The organism is Yersinia thracica (genome assembly GCF_902170565.1).
In the GTDB taxonomy this organism is placed as follows: Bacteria; Pseudomonadota; Gammaproteobacteria; order Enterobacterales; family Enterobacteriaceae; genus Yersinia; species Yersinia thracica.
On sequence record NZ_CABHXX010000089.1, the window covers coordinates 1 to 21,758 of the forward strand.

Consider the following 21,758-nt stretch of genomic DNA (forward strand, 5'->3'; position numbering starts at 1 on the left):
AAAATCGAAAGATTGAGTCATATGTCATTCCTCTTTTTAAATACTTTAGCGGAATGACACATAATTTCTAATACTCCTACCCCCTTGGCGGTTGAGGCGGCTGGATTCAAGTGATAACTGAACTAATGTCAACCGAACCGGATCACTGAACAACTGAACAACTGAACAACTGAACAACTGAACAACTGAACTGGAGCATCTGACTCATATCAACCGAAACATGCGCCAATCCGTGGTTAAATGAGCCATGAAGCTCTAACAACCGAAACTCAATCCGATACTCTCACAACCGAACAAAATAAAACTCACACCACCACTGGTGGCTTCGGCTTGATATCCAGTGGTAACGGTATATAGGCCCTGATCCGTAATCCGCCCCGCTCACTGGTGCCGATATCCAACGAACCGGCGTGCGCATCAATAATCCGCTGCACAATGGCCAGCCCTAATCCGGTGCCGCTGGTGCTGCGTGCGCTATCGCCACGGACAAAAGGCTGGAATAAATGCTTTAAATCTTCTGGCTTGATACCAGGGCCATCATCTTCCACCTGGAACCAGGCGCGTTGAAGTTCAGTGCCGCTACTCACTTTTATCCAGCCATTACCGTAACGGGCGGCATTCACCACCATATTCGCCAAAGCGCGCTTAATGGATAACGGGTGAATATCCACCATGACCTCGCCTTCGCATAAATCTGTTTCAATTACCCGCTCATAGCCACTTTCAGCCGCAATCACTTCACCCAACACCGCATTAAGATCACTCGGTTCGGTCGGCATCTCCTGCCCAGTGCGCAGATAATCAATAAACTGCTCAATAATGGCATTGCACTCTTCAATGTCTTTATTGATCGACTCAGAGAGATAGCCGTCGGCTTCACTCATCATTTCTGTCGCCAAGCGAATACGGGTCAATGGTGTGCGTAAATCGTGGCTGACCCCGGCCATTAGCAAAGTGCGGTCATCAGCCAGCAACTTCACGCCAGCCGCCATTTGGTTAAACGCCCGGGTCACAGAACGCACTTCTGAAGCCCCATACTCCCGTAAAGGCGGCGGAATAATCCCCTTACCGACTTGCAAAGCTGCGTGTTCCAACTCAACCAAGGGCCGATTCTGAATACGGATAAACAGCCAAGCCCCTCCGACCGCCAACAGCATGATGGCCAAGGTATAACGGAAAAGTGGCGAAAAATCGCCCTGATGGATCTCGGTTAAGGGTACCCTCACCCAAATATCTGGCGACAACCATGTTTTTAGCCAGACAACCGGGGAGTTTTTATTCACCTCGACCCGCACATCGGTTGGCCCACCTAATTGCTGAGCCATTTGATCACTAAGAAATTTGTAATGCTGTGCCCAACGCAGGCCACTTTCCTCTGCCGCGGCATTGGTATAAAGCGAAATCCCCAATTCACGGTAAATCTCGCGCCGAAACGCCGGCGGGACTTCAAGTAGCGTGCCATCTTCCAGTTGTAATCGGTCAGTCATCAGCATACGAACTTCATAGGCCAACACTTTATTAAACTGCTGCAAACTGGGCAAAATGGCGAAATTCAGCACCACCAAATACGTCGTGACCAAGCTGACAAACAGCAAGGTCACAATCAGTAATAAGGTTCGGGCAAATGAGCTACGCGGAGAAAAGCGCCATCGCCTCATGCTTTACTGCCGTCCGGCACGAATACGTAGCCCAAGCCCCATACGGTTTGGATATAGCGCGGATGTGCCGGGTCTTCTTCTACCATGCGGCGCAGACGTGAAATCTGTACGTCGATAGAGCGCTCCATGGCACTGTATTCTCGGCCACGTGCCAGGTTCATTAATTTATCGCGAGATAATGGCTCACGCGGGTGACTGACCAAGGCTTTCAGCACCGCAAACTCGCCGCTAGTCAATGGCATAGGCTCATCTTCACGGAACATCTCGCGAGTCCCAAGGTTCAGTTTGAACTTGCCAAAGGCAATAATCGCTTCTTCTTGTGAAGGTGCGCCCGGTAACTCATTGGCCTGACGACGCAATACTGCACGGATGCGGGCCAGCAATTCGCGGGGATTGAATGGCTTCGGAATATAGTCATCCGCACCAATCTCCAGCCCGACGATACGGTCAACTTCTTCACCTTTTGCCGTCACCATAATGATCGGCATCGGGTTGCTTTGACTGCGCAGACGGCGGCAGATAGACAGGCCATCTTCCCCCGGTAACATCAGGTCGAGCACCATCAGGTGGAAAGACTCACGGGTCAACAAGCGGTCCATCTGTTCAGCATTGGCAACACTGCGCACCTGGAAACCTTGCTCTGTCAGGTAACGTTCTAATAGCGCGCGCAGGCGCATATCATCATCAACGACCAGAATCTTGTGATTCTCTTGCATTTTATTACTCCCAAAGGCCGTATTGCCCGAATCTGCACATTGTTAGAAACTTACTCTAAGAGACAGCTATTAATGGTATATATTCTAGTCGAAATTGTTACAAAGCTTATTGTCGGGCTTAATTATCAACACTTTCGTCAAATGGCCGGTAGCGAATCTCTAAAATCCAGTAGGTTGCTTCGCCATTGGGTGTTTGAACCGTCACTTCATCATCCACCTGTTTGCCGATTAAGGCACGGGCCACCGGCGAATCGATAGAAATCCATTTTTTCGCGGGATCAAACTCATCCGGCCCGACCAAACGGAAGATACGCTGTTCTTCTAATTCATTTTCTACCCGCACCCAAGCACCAAAATAGACTTTTCCTTCCTGGCGAGGGTCGGGATCGACAACTTTCAGCACTTCAAGGCGCTTGGTCAGAAAGCGCACCCGGCGGTCAATTTCCCGCAGGCGCTTCTTGCCATAGATATATTCGGCATTTTCCGAACGGTCACCCATGGCGGCCGCTTCAGACACGGCTTGTGTCACTATCGGCCGCTCTTCTCGCCACAGATAATGCAGCTCACGATCCAGCGCCTGCCAACCCTCGCGGGTAATGTAGTTGCTTTTAGCCATTCGCTCATCCAATCAATATGGTTGGGTTTAATACCACGCAATATAACGCAATAACGAAACTTTCTGCCAATAAGTTGATTTCCTCATTATCCAATGGGTTGCCCCCCACTCTCGCGTTGCACCTTGTTCACCAGAGATCTGTAGTTTCTCTCATTTGAAACTGGATCTGTTGACTTTTTAACCCGTGAGTTTTAGAACAAGAAGTGGGTGGTCGACCACTTGTCAATATTCATTAACTAAATGTTGTATATGAATTTATTTACATAATGGAGAGTATAAAAATGGAAATAATTATTCTGGAAACCAAATTACCGGCACAAGACGTACCTCGGCCAGCCGCCGATCAATAATAACCGAGACCTCCCTGGAACATCAGGGAGGTTAGTTTATATCTCAGTTCATATAACGTTACACAATGGAGCGAACACGTATGGAAGATTCTAAGCCCTTACTGTTACCTCATATCACGCTATCAACCAATACAGCCTCACGAGCAGGGGTCTTGCTGACCATTACCGATCTTGCTGAATGGGATCGTTTTAATCGTCTACTTGAGTGCTGTAATGGCAAACACACTACGGAACAAATCGCCACCATTCTTTCTCTTGATATCAATACGTTGAATAACACTCTCGCCTCTCTGGAGGACGCTGGTTTTATCTGGTGTTTACCGGATTACCACGCCATTCCAACAGCTTTATTTCTACAGGAATTTAACCGTTGGCTACCTATATGGGTTCACCAAATGTACGATCAGCCGATGATATGGCAAGGCCTGTATGATGGTCATGAACCTGCATCGATAATGATTGGTTGGGCGCAGGAAAATATGCATTACACCCGCAGTGTCATGTCACATATGCCCCTTGCCGTCCAGTACGCGAGTACGGAAAGAGAACAGCAAGTCCAGTTCCGCCATCTCAGCGAAGAATGGGATCACTATCGGCTGTTTATGACTGCCTGTGAGGCCACAACTATCAGTGAAGACTCTCTAAATGAAAGCCGCCCACTGGCAAGCACATTGAATATCACTCTCTTTATGCGCAGCGTTGCCCCTCTAGGGACACTGGTATACAACGCCTGCGAGGCGTTACTGGAAGCCACCACTGATAATGACCAAACAGTCGTGGATTTTTACCAAACCGTCGGCCAACGACACGATTTGCCTCAGGCCTTCACTGATGAACTGATTCGCCACTTGATGGTTGATAAAGAATTTGGCCATATCGATATCTTTGAACAGCTGTTGGAGGAGTATCCAATGCTACCAGCGGCAACCGTAGCCGCGATTTTTTCAAGCTGCCATCGGCTGGCTGATTGGTTTGAGGTGTGGAATGACGATATTTATCATCACTACCGCCTATCAGACCCGCCCTATTTAACTAACCGTCCGCCACAACCCCCCTCCCATCAGCTTCAGTCGTCGGGAGTTGGCGGCTAACATTCATTATTTGAGGTCTATTTTATGGATAACCCTGTCATCGCCCCAGCCATCCCCCTTGTATCACCGCATGATTTATCTATTGCCAGAGAGCTTTGGGATGTTGTTCACCCCGAAGAGATAGACGAATGTCTGACTACCACGCTGCATGTATTACGCGGCTGGCTGGAGGGCGACAAGCTAAGTGAATACTATGGGCTAGCACCACACTGCTGCAAACTGATGGTTGAAATGTGTCACTTGTTATACGGGCTGGACAAAACCCTCGCACGATGTGCAGCAGAAACTGAGGATAAACAGTTGCAAGAATTGTTTATCCGCCACGCATTCCATTCACACCACATGCATAAATACTGGGATGCCATCTGCCAGGAATTGACCCACTCCCCGATCACCGAGCTTGAGCCATTAACCTCAACGTTAATGTTCCAATTGGCGCTGGAAAATATGGCGGTGAAAGACCCGCTAGCATTCTCCTATGCCATGGGGCTTTTTGGTTCCCCAGGAGATACTGACGCGCTTAACGCCATGGCGCGATTTTTCGAACGCATCTCTAGTCATCCGAAAGTAACCCAACAACTTTCTTCATGGGTCGCCGAAGCGACCAGCAACGAAATATCATTTGCCAGTATTCCCGCAACTCAGCGCTATGGTTACCCCTATAGTGGCCGTTATGGCAAAGCTTGTTCCGATATTTTGGGGCCACGTTTACAACGGGATTTAGACACCAGTTTGATTAACCTGGCCTCGCTGGGAGATCAGTTTCATTTGTTTTATCGGGGAATAAGCATTTTTTATGTCAATAAAAAATTGCCTTTCCCCCGCCTAAAAATGGATTGGTTACACGGCGTGTAACCTCGGCCGCATAAACCGAATAAGGATAGGAGGAAAGTATGCTATTGAAAAACTCAGTCAGTATTGAGCATGTTCAGGAACACAGGCTGCGCCTGACTTCAAGGCTACAGGTTGTCGAGTTGGTTGACACCGATATCAGCACTTTTTTTACCTCCCAGCTTTCAGCCCATAGAGATCCTGAACGGGCACTGCAAGAAGCGGGTTGTTGTGAGGCATTCAGCGACGATTTTATCGAATTTCTTGACCAGAATATGATGCTTTACCCCTTTCCTCCCGATGCCGATTACATTGATGCCAGCATGGCCGCTGAAGCCATTAATAAAGAACTGAATCTTTGGGCCGACGCCCTGTATTTTGATCCATTTTGGCAAAGAATGAATAATCCAGATTCGCCCAAAAATCTCAATACTCTGTACGCCTGGGCAATCGAGAATTATCACCATACCCACAGTGTTATCCAACATTTGGGCACCGTATTAGCCCACACCAATGAGCCATTACTGATTAATAAGTGCATAATTCATTTATCAGAGGAATGGGATCATCCTTATTTGTTTAAAGTCAGCGCAACGCGTTTTCGACATGCTCATCAATTGCCAGAATTAGAAGAAAACTTATTGCCGCTACCCAGCACCCAGGGCATTTGCCGGTTCTTGCAGATGGCGGCTAAACAGCACCCGTTCGTCTATAAAAGTTGCGTGGCCGTTCTGGAGAAAACGGCGCGGCGAGTTGAGGAAACTCGCCAGTTTTATCACCATGTGGCGGCTCAACATGCTTTGCATGACGATGTTGTCATGCCGCTGATAGCACATGCTGAAACCGATGAAGAGTATGACCATCTCAATTCATTAAGTTTATTCTCAGCTTGCTATGGTGCCCTGCCGATAACTGTTGCCGGGGCAGCATTGAGATTCGCCTATGGCTTTACTGAAGCGCTATATCTCTGGCAGTGCCACCTGCTGGATGTTTATTTGCATCAACCATTGGGTGAAGGCCACCGTAGCCGTCGATCTGCTTAGGCCACCCATTGATGCGGTTATGGAAACGCCCTCAGCCGAGACAGCCAATTGCTATCATTTTTGTTGGCTCCTCCTTAGCTTATTACGTGCTGATGACGACGTTTTCCACTTATCTCCATGAACATTTACGTTTTCCTATTACTACTGTCAGCGCCATTATGTTTGGCTACATTTTAGTTTCACGGCTATCCAAAGTCGCGCTGGGGCCGTGGTTTGATCGCCTGACTTTTCGTTCCGGCCTGATTTTCGCGCTAGGCATCGCCGCCAGTGGTTTTTTATTAGCATCGTCGAATTCTCTCATGGGGAAATTCGCCCCTTGGTGCCTGTGTATCGCTGGAGTGGGTGTTTCCTCGGTTGTCTTGCTGACTCAGTCATTTATTGCCAGCCAGAAACAGCTTCTGTCGCACAATGCGGCAACCTCGGCTGATTACTCCGTTCTCTATATCTTGATGAATGGTTCGGCGTTGATTGCCCCTATCATCGGCTTTGAAATCCTGCGCTATGTACCCCAAGGGCTATATTGGATTATCGGTGGCCTCTATATATTGCTGCTGGTCTATTGCTTGGTATACATCTCGGGGGCTGAGTGCAAACCGCCCCCAGCTCCGCGCCTGACACTCGCTGACTGGCTCAAACCCTTTAAAAATCGCAATTACTGCCGCTTCCTGCTGGTCAACAGTTTGTTATGGATGCTGCATGCCCAGCTTTATTCCACCATCCCTCTCTATACCCGCGAGACATTGGATGACGAAAGTAATCTGACACTGTTTTTTATCGTGGAAGCGCTATGTGTCATGGTGTTGCAGCATTGGGTCAGTCTCTATATTAATCAAAATATTCCCTCTTATTATCCTGCTGTCGCTCTGATGTTATTCTCTATTTCTTTTTTCCTGCTTTATCTTGCTCAGGATAGGGTACTGATTCTATGGGCGGCGGGGGTTTTCTCCCTGGCTCTTATGGTGTACATGCCCAGCGCAGATGCCAATAATGCTGCATTTGCTGACCGTGGCAGTTTCGCGACCTATTTTGGTTTGCTATCACTGTCAGCGACAGTGGGTGATTCGTTAGGCAATATTTTGGGAATGAGGTTGTTGGCTTTCCTGCTACAAAGTGGAAATGTCTCACAATACTTTTTCTGGCTCGCCGGGATAACCGCAGTACTGGCAATTTTTTACCGCAATCCGTATAACTGTCCTCTATGATTTTTTCCCTATTCCTCTATCAAAATTGATATCAGACTTATGAATGAACAACTGAGCAGCATTATTGCAAGCGAAATACAGGCGCGACCGGAGCAAGTTATTGCTGCAATACGCCTGTTGGATGAAGGTAATACCGTGCCCTTTATTTCACGGTATCGTAAGGAAGTTACCGGCGGATTGGATGATACCCAGCTGCGCCAGTTGGAAAGCCGTTTGGGCTATCTGCGCGAACTTGAAGACCGCCGCCAAACCATTCTTAAATCAATAGAAGATCAAGGTAAGCTCACCGAGCAGCTCGCCGGTGCCATTAACGGCACCATGAGTAAAACCGAGTTGGAAGATTTATACCTTCCTTATAAACCCAAGCGCCGCACCCGTGGACAGATTGCTATTGAAGCCGGTCTGGAACCTTTGGCAGACAGCTTATGGCATAACCCACAGCAAGACCCAGAACAGGTCGCGCTCACTTTTGTTGATGCTGAAAAAGGCGTGGCGGATACCAAAGCGGCACTGGATGGCGCGCGCTATATCCTGATGGAGCGTTTTGCGGAAGATGCCACATTGCTGGCGAAAGTGCGCCAATATTTGTGGAAAAATGCCCATTTAGTCTCAAAAGTGGTGGAAGGCAAAGAGCAGGAAGGCGCTAAATTCCGCGATTACTTTGATCACCACGAACCTATCGCCCAAGTCCCTTCTCACCGCGCACTGGCGATGTTCCGTGGCCGTAATGAAGGTGTGCTGCAACTGGCGCTGAATCCCGATCCCCAGTTTGACGAGCCGCCTCGCGAGAGTCAGGGCGAGCAGATTATTATCAATCATCTGGATCTGCGCCTGAATAATGCACCGGCAGACAGCTGGCGCAAAGCGGTGGTCAACTGGACCTGGCGCATTAAGGTGCTGATGCATCTTGAAACTGAGTTGATGAGCACCTTGCGTGAACGGGCCGAAGACGAAGCTATCAATGTATTCGCCCGTAACATGCAAGATTTGCTGATGGCGGCCCCAGCGGGGATGCGCGCCACCATGGGCCTCGATCCAGGCCTGCGCACCGGGGTAAAAGTGGCGGTGGTTGACGCTACCGGCAAGCTGGTCGCCTTCGATACCATTTACCCTCATACTGGGCAGGCGGCAAAAGCCGCCGCCGTGGTCGCCGCCCTGTGCATCAAACATCAGGTTGAATTGGTGGCAATTGGTAACGGCACCGCATCACGGGAAACCGAGCGCTTCTTTACCGAGCTGCAACAGCAGTATCCGGCGGTAACTGCACAGAAAGTCATTGTCAGTGAAGCCGGGGCGTCAGTTTATTCGGCCTCGGAGCTGGCGGCGCTGGAATTCCCGGATCTGGATGTTTCCATCCGTGGCGCGGTCTCTATTGCCCGCCGGTTGCAAGACCCGTTGGCAGAATTGGTGAAAATCGACCCGAAATCCATCGGGGTCGGCCAATATCAGCATGACGTCAGCCAAAGCCAATTGGCGAAAAAACTGGATGCGGTAGTAGAAGACTGTGTAAACGCCGTGGGAGTCGATTTGAATACCGCGTCCGTGCCATTGCTGACCCGCGTCGCCGGTTTGACCCGCATGATGGCGCAAAATATTGTGAACTGGCGTGATGAGAATGGCCGCTTCCATAACCGCGAGCAATTGCTGAAAGTCAGCCGCTTAGGGCCAAAAGCCTTTGAACAGTGCGCCGGTTTTTTACGTATCAACCACGGAAATAACCCGCTGGATGCCTCGACAGTGCATCCGGAGGCCTATCCGATTGTCGAGCGTATTTTGGCCGCCACCGAGCAAGCTTTGCAGGATTTGATGGGCAATGCCACGGCCTTGCGTAATCTCAATGCCCGCGATTTCACCACCGAGAAATTTGGTGTGCCGACGGTCACTGATATCTTGCGCGAGCTAGAAAAACCGGGCCGAGATCCCCGCCCTGAGTTTAAAACGGCGACCTTTGCCGAGGGCGTGGAAACACTGAATGACCTGACGCCGGGTATGATCCTCGAAGGCTCAGTGACAAACGTGACTAACTTTGGCGCGTTCGTCGATATCGGCGTTCATCAGGATGGTCTGGTGCATATTTCCTCACTGGCAGATAAATTTGTCGATGACCCGCATAAGGTGGTGAAAGCTGGCGATATCGTCAAAGTTAAAGTCATGGAAGTGGATTTGCAGCGCAAACGTATTGCTCTGACGATGCGCCTTGATGAGCAACCGGGTGAAAGCGGTTCACGCCGGGGTAATGGCGGTGAAAACCGTGCCAATGCCAATAATCCCAGTAATAACAGCCGAGGTGCCAGCCGGCCACGGAATAATAATGAATCCAATAGCCGCCCAGCAGCCAGAGGGCGCGCAGACAGCAACAATTCCAGCAGCAACAACAATTCCAGCAGCAACAACAGCGCCATGAGTGACGCATTGGCTGCGGCGTTTAAAAAGCGCTGATATTGGAGCTTAGGGCCACATTTGTGGCCCTAAGACTGCTGACAAACCCCAATGACTCGATCTCTGGTGGTGAGGACGGGCAGAAGAGTAAAGCGTCCGCGCCTACATGGATGTATTGACGGCGTCTTTACGATCTGCCTGTTTTCACCGCTGCGGGCACTTTGTCAGTTAAAACTCATCCCTAACGGGTTATTGCCCGCCCACACTCATATTTTTTTCTTCTATAAGATTGCGGAGTTATCTTTTAAATTAATTAGCACGCAATTCTTTTATCCGATGTTAAATCGAGCATCGCCTTGGCTGATTTAACATCATAGTTAACATGAACTTTAATTTAGTCCGCTATAGCTGTTAATTTATCAATAATTACCATAGCATTCTAAGAGTTAATTAAAATACGGATGTTATTTGATTCAAATCATAGTGAAATGATTATGTTAATAATCGGTATTTATCATTATGGAAAGCAGCTTATAGAAACATTCAGTTAACTGATTTAACTCACTGTTCGCATTTGCGATTGTGCTAATTTGATGGTAAAACAAGCGCAAATAAAAATCAGACTCATTAATTATAAAAATGAGATCGTAATGAATATTTACTTTTGAGTATTTAACCTTAGTTGAATATGAAAACAATTCTTACTATTATTACTTTAATTATTACGTCTTATATACTCTAAATAATTCGAGTTGCAGGAAGGCAGCCAATGCACATGCAGCTTGAAGTATGACGAGTTGGGTGGAATGACTCTGAATTCTGGTACATCAATAACGATAATTAATTACCTACATTTCAAGAGGCTCTTATGCATTTGATCCCACAGCGTTCCTACAAAATTGTTGGTTTCTCACCTGAAATTAGCCCAGCTTACCGGCAGAAATTGCTGTCTCTGGGTATGCTACCCGGCTCTTCATTTAATGTTGTGCGCCTTGCGCCCTTAGGTGACCCTATTCAGATAGAAACTCGTCGGGTCAGTCTGGTGCTGCGTAAAAAAGACTTAGATTTGCTGACTCTCGACCTGCAACCTTAATATTTCAGGTCAATTTCTTATTTTTCAGGTCAACTTCTTATTCTGGTTGCGGGGTGATGCATGATAATCGCCTTGCACAAGCTGACTTTAATTTACATTCTAAATAATTCGAGTTGCAGGAAGGCGGTGAGCGAGAGCAGCCAACGCACATGCAGCTTGAAGTATGATGAATGTATTGATATCACGTTGGATTATGAAAACACTCACCATTGGCCTAATTGGCAACCCCAATGCGGGTAAAACTACCCTTTTCAACCAGTTAACTGGCGCTCGCCAGCGAGTCGGCAACTGGGCCGGGGTCACTGTCGAGCGCAAAGAGGGCCACTTCAACACCGCGCAACACCAAGTCACTTTGGTTGACCTGCCGGGAACCTACTCACTCACGACCATTTCAGAGCAAACCTCGCTGGATGAGCAAATTGCCTGCCACTATATTTTGAGCGGCGAAGCTGACCTGCTGATTAACGTGGTGGACGCTGCCAATCTGGAGCGCAATCTCTACCTGACACTGCAACTGATAGAGTTAGGTATCCCCTGTATCCTGGCTCTGAATATGCTGGATATCGCCAAAAGCCAGCACATAGATATTGATATTGAAGCACTTTCTCAGCAATTGGGTTGCCCGGTTATCCCGCTGATCTCGACTCGAGGGCACGGCATCAATGAATTAAAAACGAGCATTGATGAGTTCCAGCCCGTCACCTTTAAAGCTTTGATTAACTACCCGCCGGTGCTACTGCACGAAGTGGATAAGTTGGTACAAGAAATGCCGCCCTCCTGGCCGGTTCAACAGCGCCGCTGGCTGTCCCTGCAAATCTTGGAGGGGGATATTTACAGCCTGGCGCGTGCGGGTATAGCTGCGCCACGCCTTGAGCTGGCACGTGAAAACCTCCGGAAAAATCAGCACGAAGATCCGGAATTGGTGATCGCCGATGCCCGCTATCAGAGTATTGCCCGTATCTGCGATATCGTCGGCAACTCACAGCAAGCCGAACCCAACCGCCTGACACAAGCACTCGACAAAGTGATCCTGAACCGCTGGTTGGGCGTGCCTATCTTCTTGTTTGTTATGTATTTAATGTTTGTCTTGGCTATTAATATCGGCGGGGCGCTACAACCAATATTTGATATCGGCTCTGCGGCCATTTTTATTCAAGGGATACAATGGGTTGGCTATACACTGCATTTCCCGCAGTGGCTCACTATCTTCCTGGCCCAAGGGGTCGGGGGCGGGATAAACACCGTGCTGCCGCTGGTGCCACAAATTGGCATGATGTATTTGTTCCTCTCCTTTTTGGAAGATTCCGGCTACATGGCCCGTGCCGCCTTTGTTATGGACCGGCTGATGCAGGCGCTGGGGTTACCGGGTAAATCTTTTGTGCCGTTGATTGTTGGCTTTGGCTGTAATGTGCCCTCGATTATGGGCGCACGCACCTTGGATGCTCAACGCGAGCGCCTGATAACTATCATGATGGCGCCCTTTATGTCCTGTGGCGCGCGGCTAGCTATATTTGCAGTATTTGCCGCCGCATTCTTCGGTCAGGACGGGGCCAGTATCGTCTTTTCTCTCTATTTACTGGGGATTGCCGTCGCCATCCTCACCGGATTGGTATTGAAATACACTATCATGCGCGGTGAAGCATCACCCTTTGTGATGGAATTACCGGTTTACCATGTGCCGCATCTCAAAAGTCTGCTATTACAAACCTGGCAACGGCTGAAAGGATTTGTCCTGCGCGCCGGAAAAGTCATTGTTATCGCGAGTATTTTTATTGGCGGCCTGAACAGCTTTTCTTTCAGCGGCCAAGCCGTGGACAGTATTAATGACTCGGCGCTGGCTTCTGTCAGTAAAGTATTAACGCCATTACTGGCCCCAATGGGGATTCATGAGGATAACTGGCAAGCCACTGTGGGCTTAGTCACCGGGGCCATGGCCAAAGAAGTGGTGGTGGGGACACTGAATACCCTTTACACCGCCGAGCAAATTAACAATGAACCTTTCGATGCTGAAAGCTTTAATTTATGGGGTGAATTGGCCGGTGCAGTTGATACCACCTGGCAGGGATTAAAAGAGACCTTCAGCCTCAGTGTGTTATCCAACCCGATTGAAGCCAGTAAAGGTGACGGCGAAATGGCGGCGGGTTCGATGGGGATGATGAGTAGCAAGTTCGGCTCCAGTATCTCAGCCTACAGCTACCTGATTTTCGTCTTGCTGTATGTGCCTTGTGTCTCGGTGATGGGGGCCATTGCGCGGGAAACCAGCCGCGGCTGGATGACTTTCTCAATACTGTGGGGGCTGAATGTTGCTTACTCACTGGCCACCTTGTTCTATCAAGCGGCTACTTTCCGCGACAACCCGCAGCAGAGCCTAACTATTATCGCATTGGTTATTATTATTAATGCTTTGATCTTGCTAGCTTTGCGCCGTGCGCGTAGCCGGGTCACCGTGAGATTGCAAAATAATACGCCCACCAGCAGCTGTTGCCAGCGCTCTGGCAATGACTGTCATTGATAAGGAGGAGCTATGGCAAGCTTGGTACAATTGCGCGATGCAATCGCTCTCAGCGGCAACACTGATGCCAAGCAGTTAAGCCACCAATTGGCGCTGCCTTTACCTCTGGTTGAGGCCATGCTGGAAAAGTTGACCGCAATGGGCAAAATTGAACGTATTGAGCAAGATAATCGCGGGTGCCTAAGTGGCAGTTGCAAGAGTTGCCCCGAGGGCAAGAATCAATGTAACACAGTGATTTATCAGTTAAAAAATTAATATAATGCAAAATGAGATGCCCACTTGGGCATCTCTGCTAACATTATTTATAGACTTCTGCATCGGCAGCAAACTTCCCTTTCTCGCGCTCGGCAATAATCAGGTAATACTTACCGCCTTTCTCGTCTGCCAATTTTGACAGTTCATGCTTCACGTCCATTGGCGATGTTGCTTCACCTGAAGTCGATATTGTGCCAATCTTTTCGTAATTTTTAGCTTCTTCTTTAGTAATTTCTTTAGCCGCCATCGCGCCAAAAGAAACCCCCGTCACCACCAGAGCTACCGCCAGATTTTTCAATAAATTCATACCGAATACCTCGCAAATGAATGGTTAATACTTATAAGTATTGAACTAATACATTAACAATTATTAATTAAATTTAATATTTAGCCATTAAATCGACGATTAAATTTTATTTAGCCACTGTTGCCAAAGTGTTGTTATCGCCAGCCATAGCGCACAGAAAGCCAAAAAATAGAATGTTAGTCACTCTTCTATTGCGAGAAATCGATAATGAGTTTCGAAAATTCATCAGGATGAGAAACAAATGGCGCATGGGCACAGCCTTTCATCACCACGGATTGGCTACGCGGCCATTGGCTATCTAACAATGAGGCGACATTGCGCGGCACCAACCCATCCAGATAACCATAAATACGCAAGAAAGGCAGAGAGCAGCCGGCTAACGCTTCGCGCAAATCCGCCGTGCGCAGGATATCTAACCCACCGGTCAAGACACTCACTTCCGGCATTTGATGTTGCAATACAACAGCTTTCAACAAACGGGCATCCTGGCGGGCGCTTTCCGTCCCCAATGTTTGCAGTGCCAGAAAACGTTCAACGGTGCGCTGGAAATCCTCACTGAGTTGTTGTTGGAAACCCGCCAAGACCTCTGGGCGGATGCCCGGCCACTCATCATGAGCCGCAAAACACGGGGAAGAAGCCACTGTGATAAGCCCACTGACCCGCTCGGGATGCTGCAAAGCTATCTGGCTAGCAACCAACCCGCCCATTGACCAACCCAGCCATATAGCTTGTTTAGGTGCTTGTTGTAAGACTATTTCAGCCATTTCAGACAGTGACATCGCGCCAAATTCATTGCTGCGACCATAGCCGGGAAGATCAACTAAATGCAGGCGAAAATGCGGCGCGAGTCGATCAATTATGCAATGCCATACTCCCGCATTCAGCCCCCATCCGTGCAGTAACACAAGACTGCGATCGCCTTCACCGCAGATGTTCCAATAAAGTTGTTTCATACGTTAGTATCCTGTCCAATCCGTGCTAACAGCCATGTCAGGCATTTTGCAGGATTCAATTGTTTAGTGGAAAAGTTGTTTTATGGAAATAGAGCAATATACCCAAAGTCATTGGAGTTGCAGGTAGGCGGCAAGTGAACAAGTCCCGATGAGCTGACTTATATTTTAAGATCAAGACCAGTAAGTGATTCGGGTGAGTGAGCACATCCAGCACCCTTGCGGCTTCAAGGACGAAGAGTATTCAAGGAAGATATACATGCTAACAATCATCAGCCAATGTTGGCTATGCCAGCAACCGCTGTATCACCCAAAGCACGGTATTTGTTGCTACTGCCGCCGCCACTTACCCCCATTACCGCCTTGCTGCCCTTACTGCGGCCTACCTTGCGGCAATACTGTTTTGCTCTGTGGCCGGTGCCTTCAGCAACCACGGCCCTGGATGCGCATGATATTTGTCAGCGATTACATTCCTCCATTGAATGGGTTGATAAAAAAGCTAAAATTTAGTGGGGCGACCTCACTGGCACCGGTATTGGCCCGATTATTCTTACTGCGCTGGCTCGATGCCAAGCGCCACGGTCATGTCATCAAACCGGATAGGATTATCAGTGTGCCGCTACACCGCTGGCGCTGTTGGCGGCGCGGGTATAATCAAACAGAGTTATTAGCACGCCCATTGGCTCGCTGGCTGGGCTGCGACTACAGCAATACCACTTTACGCCGCATTCGTGCGACGCCCCCTCAGCAGCAATTAAAAGCCGCAGCACGGCGTAAAAATATGCAGGGAATATTTCGCTGCATGGAACCCATTCGCGGGCAACATATTGCTCTGCTGGATGATGTTGTGACAACAGGCAGTACACTGAATGAGATTGCCAAGCTACTATGGGCTCAGGAGATCGCCTCATTGCAGGTCTGGTGTATTTGCCGAACCTTGTAGTCACCCTAACAATGGGCGTATTATAACCGACAAGAATAGTCAACTATTGAGCAGATGCCATGATCACAATAACAGACGCAGCACAATCTCATTTTGCCAAACTGTTGGCAAATCAAGAAGAAGGCACCCAAATCCGCGTATTTGTTATCAACCCCGGTACGCCAACCGCTGAGTGCGGTGTGTCTTACTGCCCACCGGATGCCGTTGAAGCAACAGATACCGTACTGAAATTCGAGCAGTTATCAGCTTATATTGATGAACTGAGCAAACCTTATCTGGAAGACGCTGAAATCGATTTCGTCACTGACCAGTTAGGTTCTCAACTGACACTCAAAGCGCCTAACGCAAAAATGCGCAAAGTGGATGACAATGCTCCGCTGATGGAACGGGTTGAGTATGTGCTGCAATCGCAAATCAACCCGCAATTGGCCGGTCACGGTGGCCGTGTCACCTTGATGGAAATCACGCCAGATGCATTGGCTATCCTGCAATTCGGTGGCGGTTGTAACGGCTGTTCCATGGTCGATGTGACCTTGAAAGAAGGCATCGAAAAAGAGTTATTGCAGAAATTCCCAGAATTGAAAGGTGTGAGAGATTTGACCGAGCATCAGCGCGGCGAGCATTCTTACTACTAATTATCCTGCGTCCTTGGCGCTACAGCAGTGTTAGCGGCACTCACTCACCCGAATCACTGACTCAAGTCAGCTCATCGGGGCTTGTTCGCTTGCTGCCTTGCTGTAACACCAATGACTTTGGCTAATATTAGACAGTTAACAAACCTTATCCTGCGTCCTTGGCGCTACAGCAGTGTTAGCGGCACTTGAAGTCGACGAGTTTATGTTTTGACGTTGAGCGCAATCAGGAATATTGCCGACAAAAACGATGGCCCGAGTGAGCCGCCATGGACAAATCTGCCGGGAGCAGATTTGAACGCTGCTTGCAGTGGCCCCGAAGGGGTGAGTCCCAAGGACGGGACGAATACCTCGGCGAAAAGCGCGCTTGGGCACGGATGCCCATCGCGTTGGCTCGACAAGGCTAGCGGCTGCTGGAGGGAATGGCGCAGCCACAATATTTCGCGCAAGGCGCGGGATTGTTAAGGGTGTGCGCCACACACCCTTAACCGGTTGAAGCATCAAGGGTTGGGTGGGCGACAATCTCATGTCAACCGAACCAATCAACTAATGACCCTTTGTACGACCTAAAAAGTCACCCCGCTGAAACATTCTTGCGGCGCTTATCCAAATCTTTCAATAAACGATTAATCTGGTCGTCGGCGAACATCTCTTCCAAAGTTGATGTCAACTTGCGCCGCCAGTTTGGATACTCATCACTGGTGCCAGGAATGTTGACTGGAGCGGCCATATCCAGCCAGTCTTCCGGCTGCAACCCCAGTAACGCACTGGCACTGTCAGCCACATAGCGCTGCAATCCGCGGTTGAGAACAGGGCTCATCGATAGCAACGATGCTTTATGACCGACTTTCTTTGGCACACAATCATAATGATGCAGCCCTTCCAGCAAACCTTGTTTCGCACGTTCCCTATCAAGATAGAGCTGTTTCAACATCTGTTGGTCCGGATATAACCCCAGCTTATTCCCCAACGTCAAATCATCACTTTGCCAATAACCGCGTAAGGTCGGCAGGTCATGGGTGGTGATGGTCGCCATCGCCTGTACCGGATAAGACTGTGGTGCGCGGAAAGTGTTTTCGCTGTCATGCTCAAAATAAAGCACTTTATAGGAATACACCCCGCTGTCGCGCAGCTTGGCAACAATCTCAACCGGCACCGTGCCTAAATCTTCACCAATGACCATGCAGTTGTGGCGCTGGCTCTCTAAAGCGAGTATCGCCAGCAAATCATCGACTGGGTATTTAACATAAGCCCCTTGATCCGCGGTTTGGCCGTAAGGAATCCACCACAAACGCAATAATGCCATCACATGGTCAATACGCAGCGCGCCACAACTGGTCATATTGGCGCGCAGCAAATCAATAAAAGGCTGATAAGCGCGAGCGGCCATGACGTGCGGATCCATTGGCGGCAAGCCCCAATTTTGCCCCAGCGGCCCTAAAATATCGGGCGGTGCTCCCACCGAAGCTTTAAGGCAATATAATTCGCGATCACACCAAGTTTCAGCGCCACCTTCTGCAACACCTACCGCCAAGTCACGATACAAACCCAGCGGCATTTTTTGTGTTTGGCTGGCGCGGAAACAGTCATCAAACTGGCTGGCAGCCAACCACTGCAACCACAGATAGAAATTCACTTCATCTGCATGTTCACGACAAAAATCAGCCACACCCGTGCTGCGCCCATCACGATATTTTTCCGGCCATACCGGCCAGCCCCACATCATCGGGTCATTTTCACTCAAATGAGCATGAAGAGCATCAAAAGCGGCCTGTTGATGCAGGCTACTGCCACCTTGTTCAACAAATCGATGGAAAGCCTGCACCCGCGCATCTTTTGCTTTGCGGGCCGTAAAAAGCGGGAAAGCCAAACGCAACGCGGCCAGTTTGAGTTGCATCACTTGCGGATAATCAACCCATTCGCTAGTGCGCGCTTGCGCCAGCGCACTTTGTGTCTCGGGCTGATTCCACCAAGTTTGCGCGGCTTCGCTGTGCTGGAATTCATCCACGCGATTGACGTCAATATAAATCACATTCAGCCAGCGCCGTGAAGAGGGGCTGTAGGGGCTGGCACTTTGTGGATTGGCCGGATACAGCGCATGAATCGGGTTAAGGCCGATAAAGGCCCCACCGCGCTCACCCACCTGCTCCAACATCTGGTTTAAATCACCAAAATCACCAATACCCCAGTTGTGCTCAGAGCGCAGGGTATACAGCTGCACACAGGCTCCCCAGAGTTTTTTCCCTGCCAGCAAGGCATCCGGCTCAAAACAGCGCTTCGGCGCGACGATAACTGAACACTGCCACTGTTGTAAGCCTTGCTCCAGCACCAAACGGTGATAACCCTGCGGCAGTGAGGCGGGCAAGGTCAGCGTCTTTTTGGCACTGATACGTCCTTGATGTAAATCACCTTTTTCGGTCTGTAACTGCCAGTGATAATCGCCTGAACCCGCCATTGGCAGCTGCATTGCGCTGCCAAAAGTAAATACTTTTACCGGTGGTAATGGTGCTTTTTCTGTCTGGGAGTCAGGAGGCATACTGGTGCGCCCCATGGCCGCCAACAACTGCTGCTTAGTTTGTGCCGAAATAGCCTGCGGCTTACCATGCGCATTAATATAGTTGGCGGCTATCCCTGCCAGTGTCGCTGCTTGATCGAGCGATTTACGATCCATGCAGTCTTCTCCTTAACGTTTGGCTTGCCAGATCCGCGTTTGATAATCGCGAATTGAACGGTCAGAACTGAACATCCCTACCCGAGCGGTATTAAGAATGGTACGGCGGGTCCATTCATCCTTATCGCGGTAAAGGGCATCAATTTGCTTCTGTGCCTGACAATATGAAGCAAAATCAGCCAATACCAGATAAGGGTCTCCCCCTTCCAACAGGCTATGCAGCATCATGTCAAATGCGTGTTTATCACCTTGGCTAAATGCACCGCTGGCAAGCTCATCCAGAATACTTTTCAGATGTGCGTCAGATTTCAAATATGCCTGCGGCTTATAACCTTGCGCCAGAATGGCTTTTACCTGTTCAACGGTGTTGCCGAAAATAAAGATATTCTCATCACCGACCTGTTCAGCAATCTCGACGTTAGCGCCGTCCAGTGTCCCCACCGTTAATGCGCCATTCAGCGCCAACTTCATGTTGCCGGTCCCAGAAGCTTCTTTACCGGCAGTGGAGATCTGCTCGGACACATCTGCCGCCGGGATCATCAATTCTGCGACCGAAACGCGGTAGTCAGGAATGAACACCACTTTCAGGCGATCTTTGACGATTGGATCATTATTGATCTTCTCCGCCGCCTGATTAATCGCATAAATAATATTTTTAGCTAAATAATAACCCGGCGCAGCTTTCGCCCCGAATAGGAATACACGTGGGGCAATATCCAGGTTCGGGTTGTCACGAATCTGGCGATACAGCGACAGAATATGCAACAGATTCAAATGCTGACGTTTATATTCATGCAGCCGCTTAATCTGTACATCAAAGATAGCATCCGGGTTAATCGTTATCCCCATAACGCGCTTAACATATGCAGCTAATTTAACTTTATTGTCATATTTGATCTGCTGATAGTGTTGGCGGAAAACTTTATCTTCGGCATAAGACTCAAGCCCGGCTAATGCATCCAGATTATTCGCCCATTCCACTTTTAATGTGTCGTCAATCAAACCGGACAGAGCCGGGTTACATTGCTTCAACCAGCGGCGCGGGGTAATACCATTAGTAACATTGTGGAATTTATTTGGCCATAATTGATAGTATTCAGGGAACAGATCTTTGATAACCAGATCTGAGTGCAACTGTGCAACGCCGTTGACGGCAAAGCCGCTCACCACACACAAATTGGCCATCCGCACTTGTTTATTATGGTGGACTGCCAGCTTGGCCCAGACCTCTTCATCGCCCGGCCATTGCTTATCGACCAACTTCTTAAACTGAGCATTGATTTGCTTGATGATGACAAAATGACGTGGCAGCAAGCTACGCACCAGTTTTTCATCCCAACATTCAAGCGCTTCGGGCATTAGAGTGTGGTTGGTGTAGGCGAAAGTTTTGCTGGTAATCGCCCAAGCGGCATCCCAACTGAGCTGATGCTCATCCAGCAACACGCGCAGCATTTCAGGAATAGCGATAGTCGGGTGGGTATCATTCAACTGAATGACTTCATAATCCGGCAATTCGGCCACTTTACGACCCGCCAGATGGTGCTTGCGCAAGATATCGGCCACCGAACAAGCGCACTGGAAATATTGCTGCATCAGCCGCAGGCGTTTACCGGCCAGATGATTATCATTGGGATACAGCACTTTAGTCAGCTTTTCTGCTTCAACACCATTTTGCTCGGCAAGCAAGAACTTACCGTCATTAAAGTTAGTTAAATCAAATGGATGCTGATGAGTGGCTTGCCATAAACGCAAGGGTTGAGTCACGCCGTTACGAAAGCCCAGCACCGGCAAATCCCAAGCTTCGCCACGTAAGGTAAAGGCCGGGCGCCATAACTGACGACCATCCGCCTGTTTCTCCAGCTTGCCACCAAAGCCAACATCCACCGCCAGCGCGGCATTATGACGGAACCACGGGTAGCTTTCGCGCTGCCAATTGTCCGGCGCTTCCTGCTGCTTACATTCACTGAAAGATTGGCGGAACAAACCATATTGATAATTCAGGCCATAGCCAGTGGCGGGCTGCTCAACTGTCGCCATTGAATCAAGGAAACAAGCTGCCAAACGGCCCAAACCACCATTGCCCAATGCGGGATCAGTTTCCTGTTCTAACAGGTCGCTCAAGTTAACCTGCTGTTCCGCCAACAGCGCCTCTACTTGGTCATACCACCCCAGATTAATCAGGTTATTGGCGGTTAAACGGCCAATTAAAAACTCCATCGAAATATAGTTAACATGGCGCTGTACTTTTTTGGCTTGCTGTGGGGCGGGCTGAGCTGACAGTTGCTCGGCCAATGCCGCGCTGACCGCTTCCCACCATTGGTGTTGGGTCATTTGCTGAGCAGAAGTTAAACCAAAGCGCTGCCACTGGCGGGCCAGTGCGGCCAGGAAATCGTCCTTTTTAAGCATAGGCTGTGACATAGGGAAGTCTCTAATCCTGTGAGTGGGGTAATTTTACCCTTATCCTGCCAATGAGAATGGACAAGAGCATCATCCTGCCGGGTAGTTAGCT

At 49.2% G+C, this 21,758-nt stretch carries 17 protein-coding genes; 10 read left to right on the forward strand and 7 right to left on the reverse strand.

Annotated features, from left to right (window positions below; genetic code table 11):
• Positions 1 to 305: 305 nt before the first annotated feature.
• The 3 genes from envZ to greB all read right to left on the reverse strand — a co-directional run bounded on the left by envZ (position 306) and on the right by greB (position 2,990).
• Positions 306 to 1,658 carry a two-component system sensor histidine kinase EnvZ gene (gene envZ, locus FTA91_RS12305; RefSeq protein ID WP_050112036.1) on the reverse strand — a complete coding sequence of 451 codons (1,353 nt, stop codon included), beginning with the start codon at positions 1,656 to 1,658 and terminating at the stop codon, positions 306 to 308.
• Complete coding sequence (ompR, locus tag FTA91_RS12310; protein WP_004393220.1) at positions 1,655 to 2,374, reverse strand: osmolarity response regulator transcription factor OmpR; 720 nt, start codon at positions 2,372 to 2,374, stop codon at positions 1,655 to 1,657. The genes envZ and ompR overlap by 4 nt, the downstream gene beginning before the upstream one ends.
• 118 nt (positions 2,375 to 2,492) lie before the next feature.
• Positions 2,493 to 2,990 (reverse strand): transcription elongation factor GreB, encoded by a 498-nt coding sequence (gene greB / locus FTA91_RS12315; RefSeq protein WP_038637253.1) that lies wholly within the window; start codon positions 2,988 to 2,990, stop codon positions 2,493 to 2,495.
• Between the two features lie 430 nt (positions 2,991 to 3,420).
• Here greB and FTA91_RS12320 point away from each other — a divergent pair, with 430 nt between their 5' ends.
• The 8 genes from FTA91_RS12320 to FTA91_RS12355 all read left to right on the forward strand — a co-directional run bounded on the left by FTA91_RS12320 (position 3,421) and on the right by FTA91_RS12355 (position 13,746).
• Positions 3,421 to 4,431 carry a hypothetical protein gene (locus FTA91_RS12320; protein WP_050112038.1) on the forward strand — a complete coding sequence of 337 codons (1,011 nt, stop codon included), beginning with the start codon at positions 3,421 to 3,423 and terminating at the stop codon, positions 4,429 to 4,431.
• A 24-nt stretch (positions 4,432 to 4,455) separates the two neighbouring features.
• Entirely contained in the window at positions 4,456 to 5,286 is an 831-nt protein-coding gene (locus tag FTA91_RS12325) for a hypothetical protein (protein WP_050112040.1), read from the forward strand.
• Positions 5,287 to 5,324: 38 nt separating this feature from the next.
• On the forward strand, positions 5,325 to 6,305 hold the full coding sequence (locus FTA91_RS12330; protein ID WP_050112042.1) for a hypothetical protein: 981 nt from the start codon (positions 5,325 to 5,327) through the stop codon (positions 6,303 to 6,305).
• Positions 6,306 to 6,316: 11 nt separating this feature from the next.
• Positions 6,317 to 7,507 (forward strand): MFS transporter, encoded by a 1,191-nt coding sequence (locus FTA91_RS12335; RefSeq protein WP_050112044.1) that lies wholly within the window; start codon positions 6,317 to 6,319, stop codon positions 7,505 to 7,507.
• A gap of 39 nt (positions 7,508 to 7,546) precedes the next feature.
• Positions 7,547 to 9,946, forward strand: a complete 2,400-nt coding sequence (locus FTA91_RS12340) for a Tex family protein (RefSeq protein WP_050112045.1) — start codon at positions 7,547 to 7,549, stop codon at positions 9,944 to 9,946.
• A gap of 808 nt (positions 9,947 to 10,754) precedes the next feature.
• The gene (feoA, locus tag FTA91_RS12345; RefSeq protein ID WP_005186094.1) at positions 10,755 to 10,979 is read left to right on the forward strand and encodes a ferrous iron transporter A; all 225 of its coding nucleotides are present in this window, start codon (positions 10,755 to 10,757) and stop codon (positions 10,977 to 10,979) included.
• 193 nt (positions 10,980 to 11,172) lie between these two features.
• Positions 11,173 to 13,491 (forward strand): Fe(2+) transporter permease subunit FeoB, encoded by a 2,319-nt coding sequence (feoB, locus tag FTA91_RS12350; protein ID WP_050112456.1) that lies wholly within the window; start codon positions 11,173 to 11,175, stop codon positions 13,489 to 13,491.
• 12 nt (positions 13,492 to 13,503) lie between these two features.
• On the forward strand, positions 13,504 to 13,746 hold the full coding sequence (locus FTA91_RS12355; protein ID WP_145536037.1) for a FeoC-like transcriptional regulator: 243 nt from the start codon (positions 13,504 to 13,506) through the stop codon (positions 13,744 to 13,746).
• 43 nt (positions 13,747 to 13,789) lie between these two features.
• Here the strand turns inward: FTA91_RS12355 and FTA91_RS12360 are convergent, their stop codons facing one another.
• Both FTA91_RS12360 and bioH read right to left on the reverse strand, forming a co-directional pair.
• Complete coding sequence (locus tag FTA91_RS12360; protein ID WP_038637281.1) at positions 13,790 to 14,053, reverse strand: YdgH/BhsA/McbA-like domain containing protein; 264 nt, start codon at positions 14,051 to 14,053, stop codon at positions 13,790 to 13,792.
• A 188-nt stretch (positions 14,054 to 14,241) separates the two neighbouring features.
• Positions 14,242 to 15,006: a pimeloyl-ACP methyl ester esterase BioH gene (gene bioH / locus FTA91_RS12365; RefSeq protein ID WP_050112047.1), complete on the reverse strand. Its 765-nt coding sequence runs from the start codon at positions 15,004 to 15,006 to the stop codon at positions 14,242 to 14,244.
• Positions 15,007 to 15,262: 256 nt separating this feature from the next.
• On the opposite strand from bioH, the gene gntX reads away from it, so the two are divergent.
• Both gntX and nfuA read left to right on the forward strand, forming a co-directional pair.
• Positions 15,263 to 15,946: a DNA utilization protein GntX gene (gntX, locus tag FTA91_RS12370; RefSeq protein ID WP_145536036.1), complete on the forward strand. Its 684-nt coding sequence runs from the start codon at positions 15,263 to 15,265 to the stop codon at positions 15,944 to 15,946.
• A gap of 59 nt (positions 15,947 to 16,005) precedes the next feature.
• The gene (gene nfuA, locus FTA91_RS12375; protein ID WP_038637289.1) at positions 16,006 to 16,581 is read left to right on the forward strand and encodes a Fe-S biogenesis protein NfuA; all 576 of its coding nucleotides are present in this window, start codon (positions 16,006 to 16,008) and stop codon (positions 16,579 to 16,581) included.
• Positions 16,582 to 17,152: 571 nt separating this feature from the next.
• Here the strand turns inward: nfuA and malQ are convergent.
• A complete protein-coding gene (gene malQ / locus FTA91_RS12380) occupies positions 17,153 to 19,249 on the reverse strand; it encodes a 4-alpha-glucanotransferase (protein ID WP_145536035.1) in 2,097 nt (698 codons plus the stop codon).
• A 12-nt stretch (positions 19,250 to 19,261) separates the two neighbouring features.
• Positions 19,262 to 21,667, reverse strand: coding sequence for a maltodextrin phosphorylase (gene malP, locus FTA91_RS12385; RefSeq protein ID WP_050112051.1), 2,406 nt, complete (start codon positions 21,665 to 21,667; stop codon positions 19,262 to 19,264).
• Between the last annotated feature and the right edge of the window lie 91 nt (positions 21,668 to 21,758).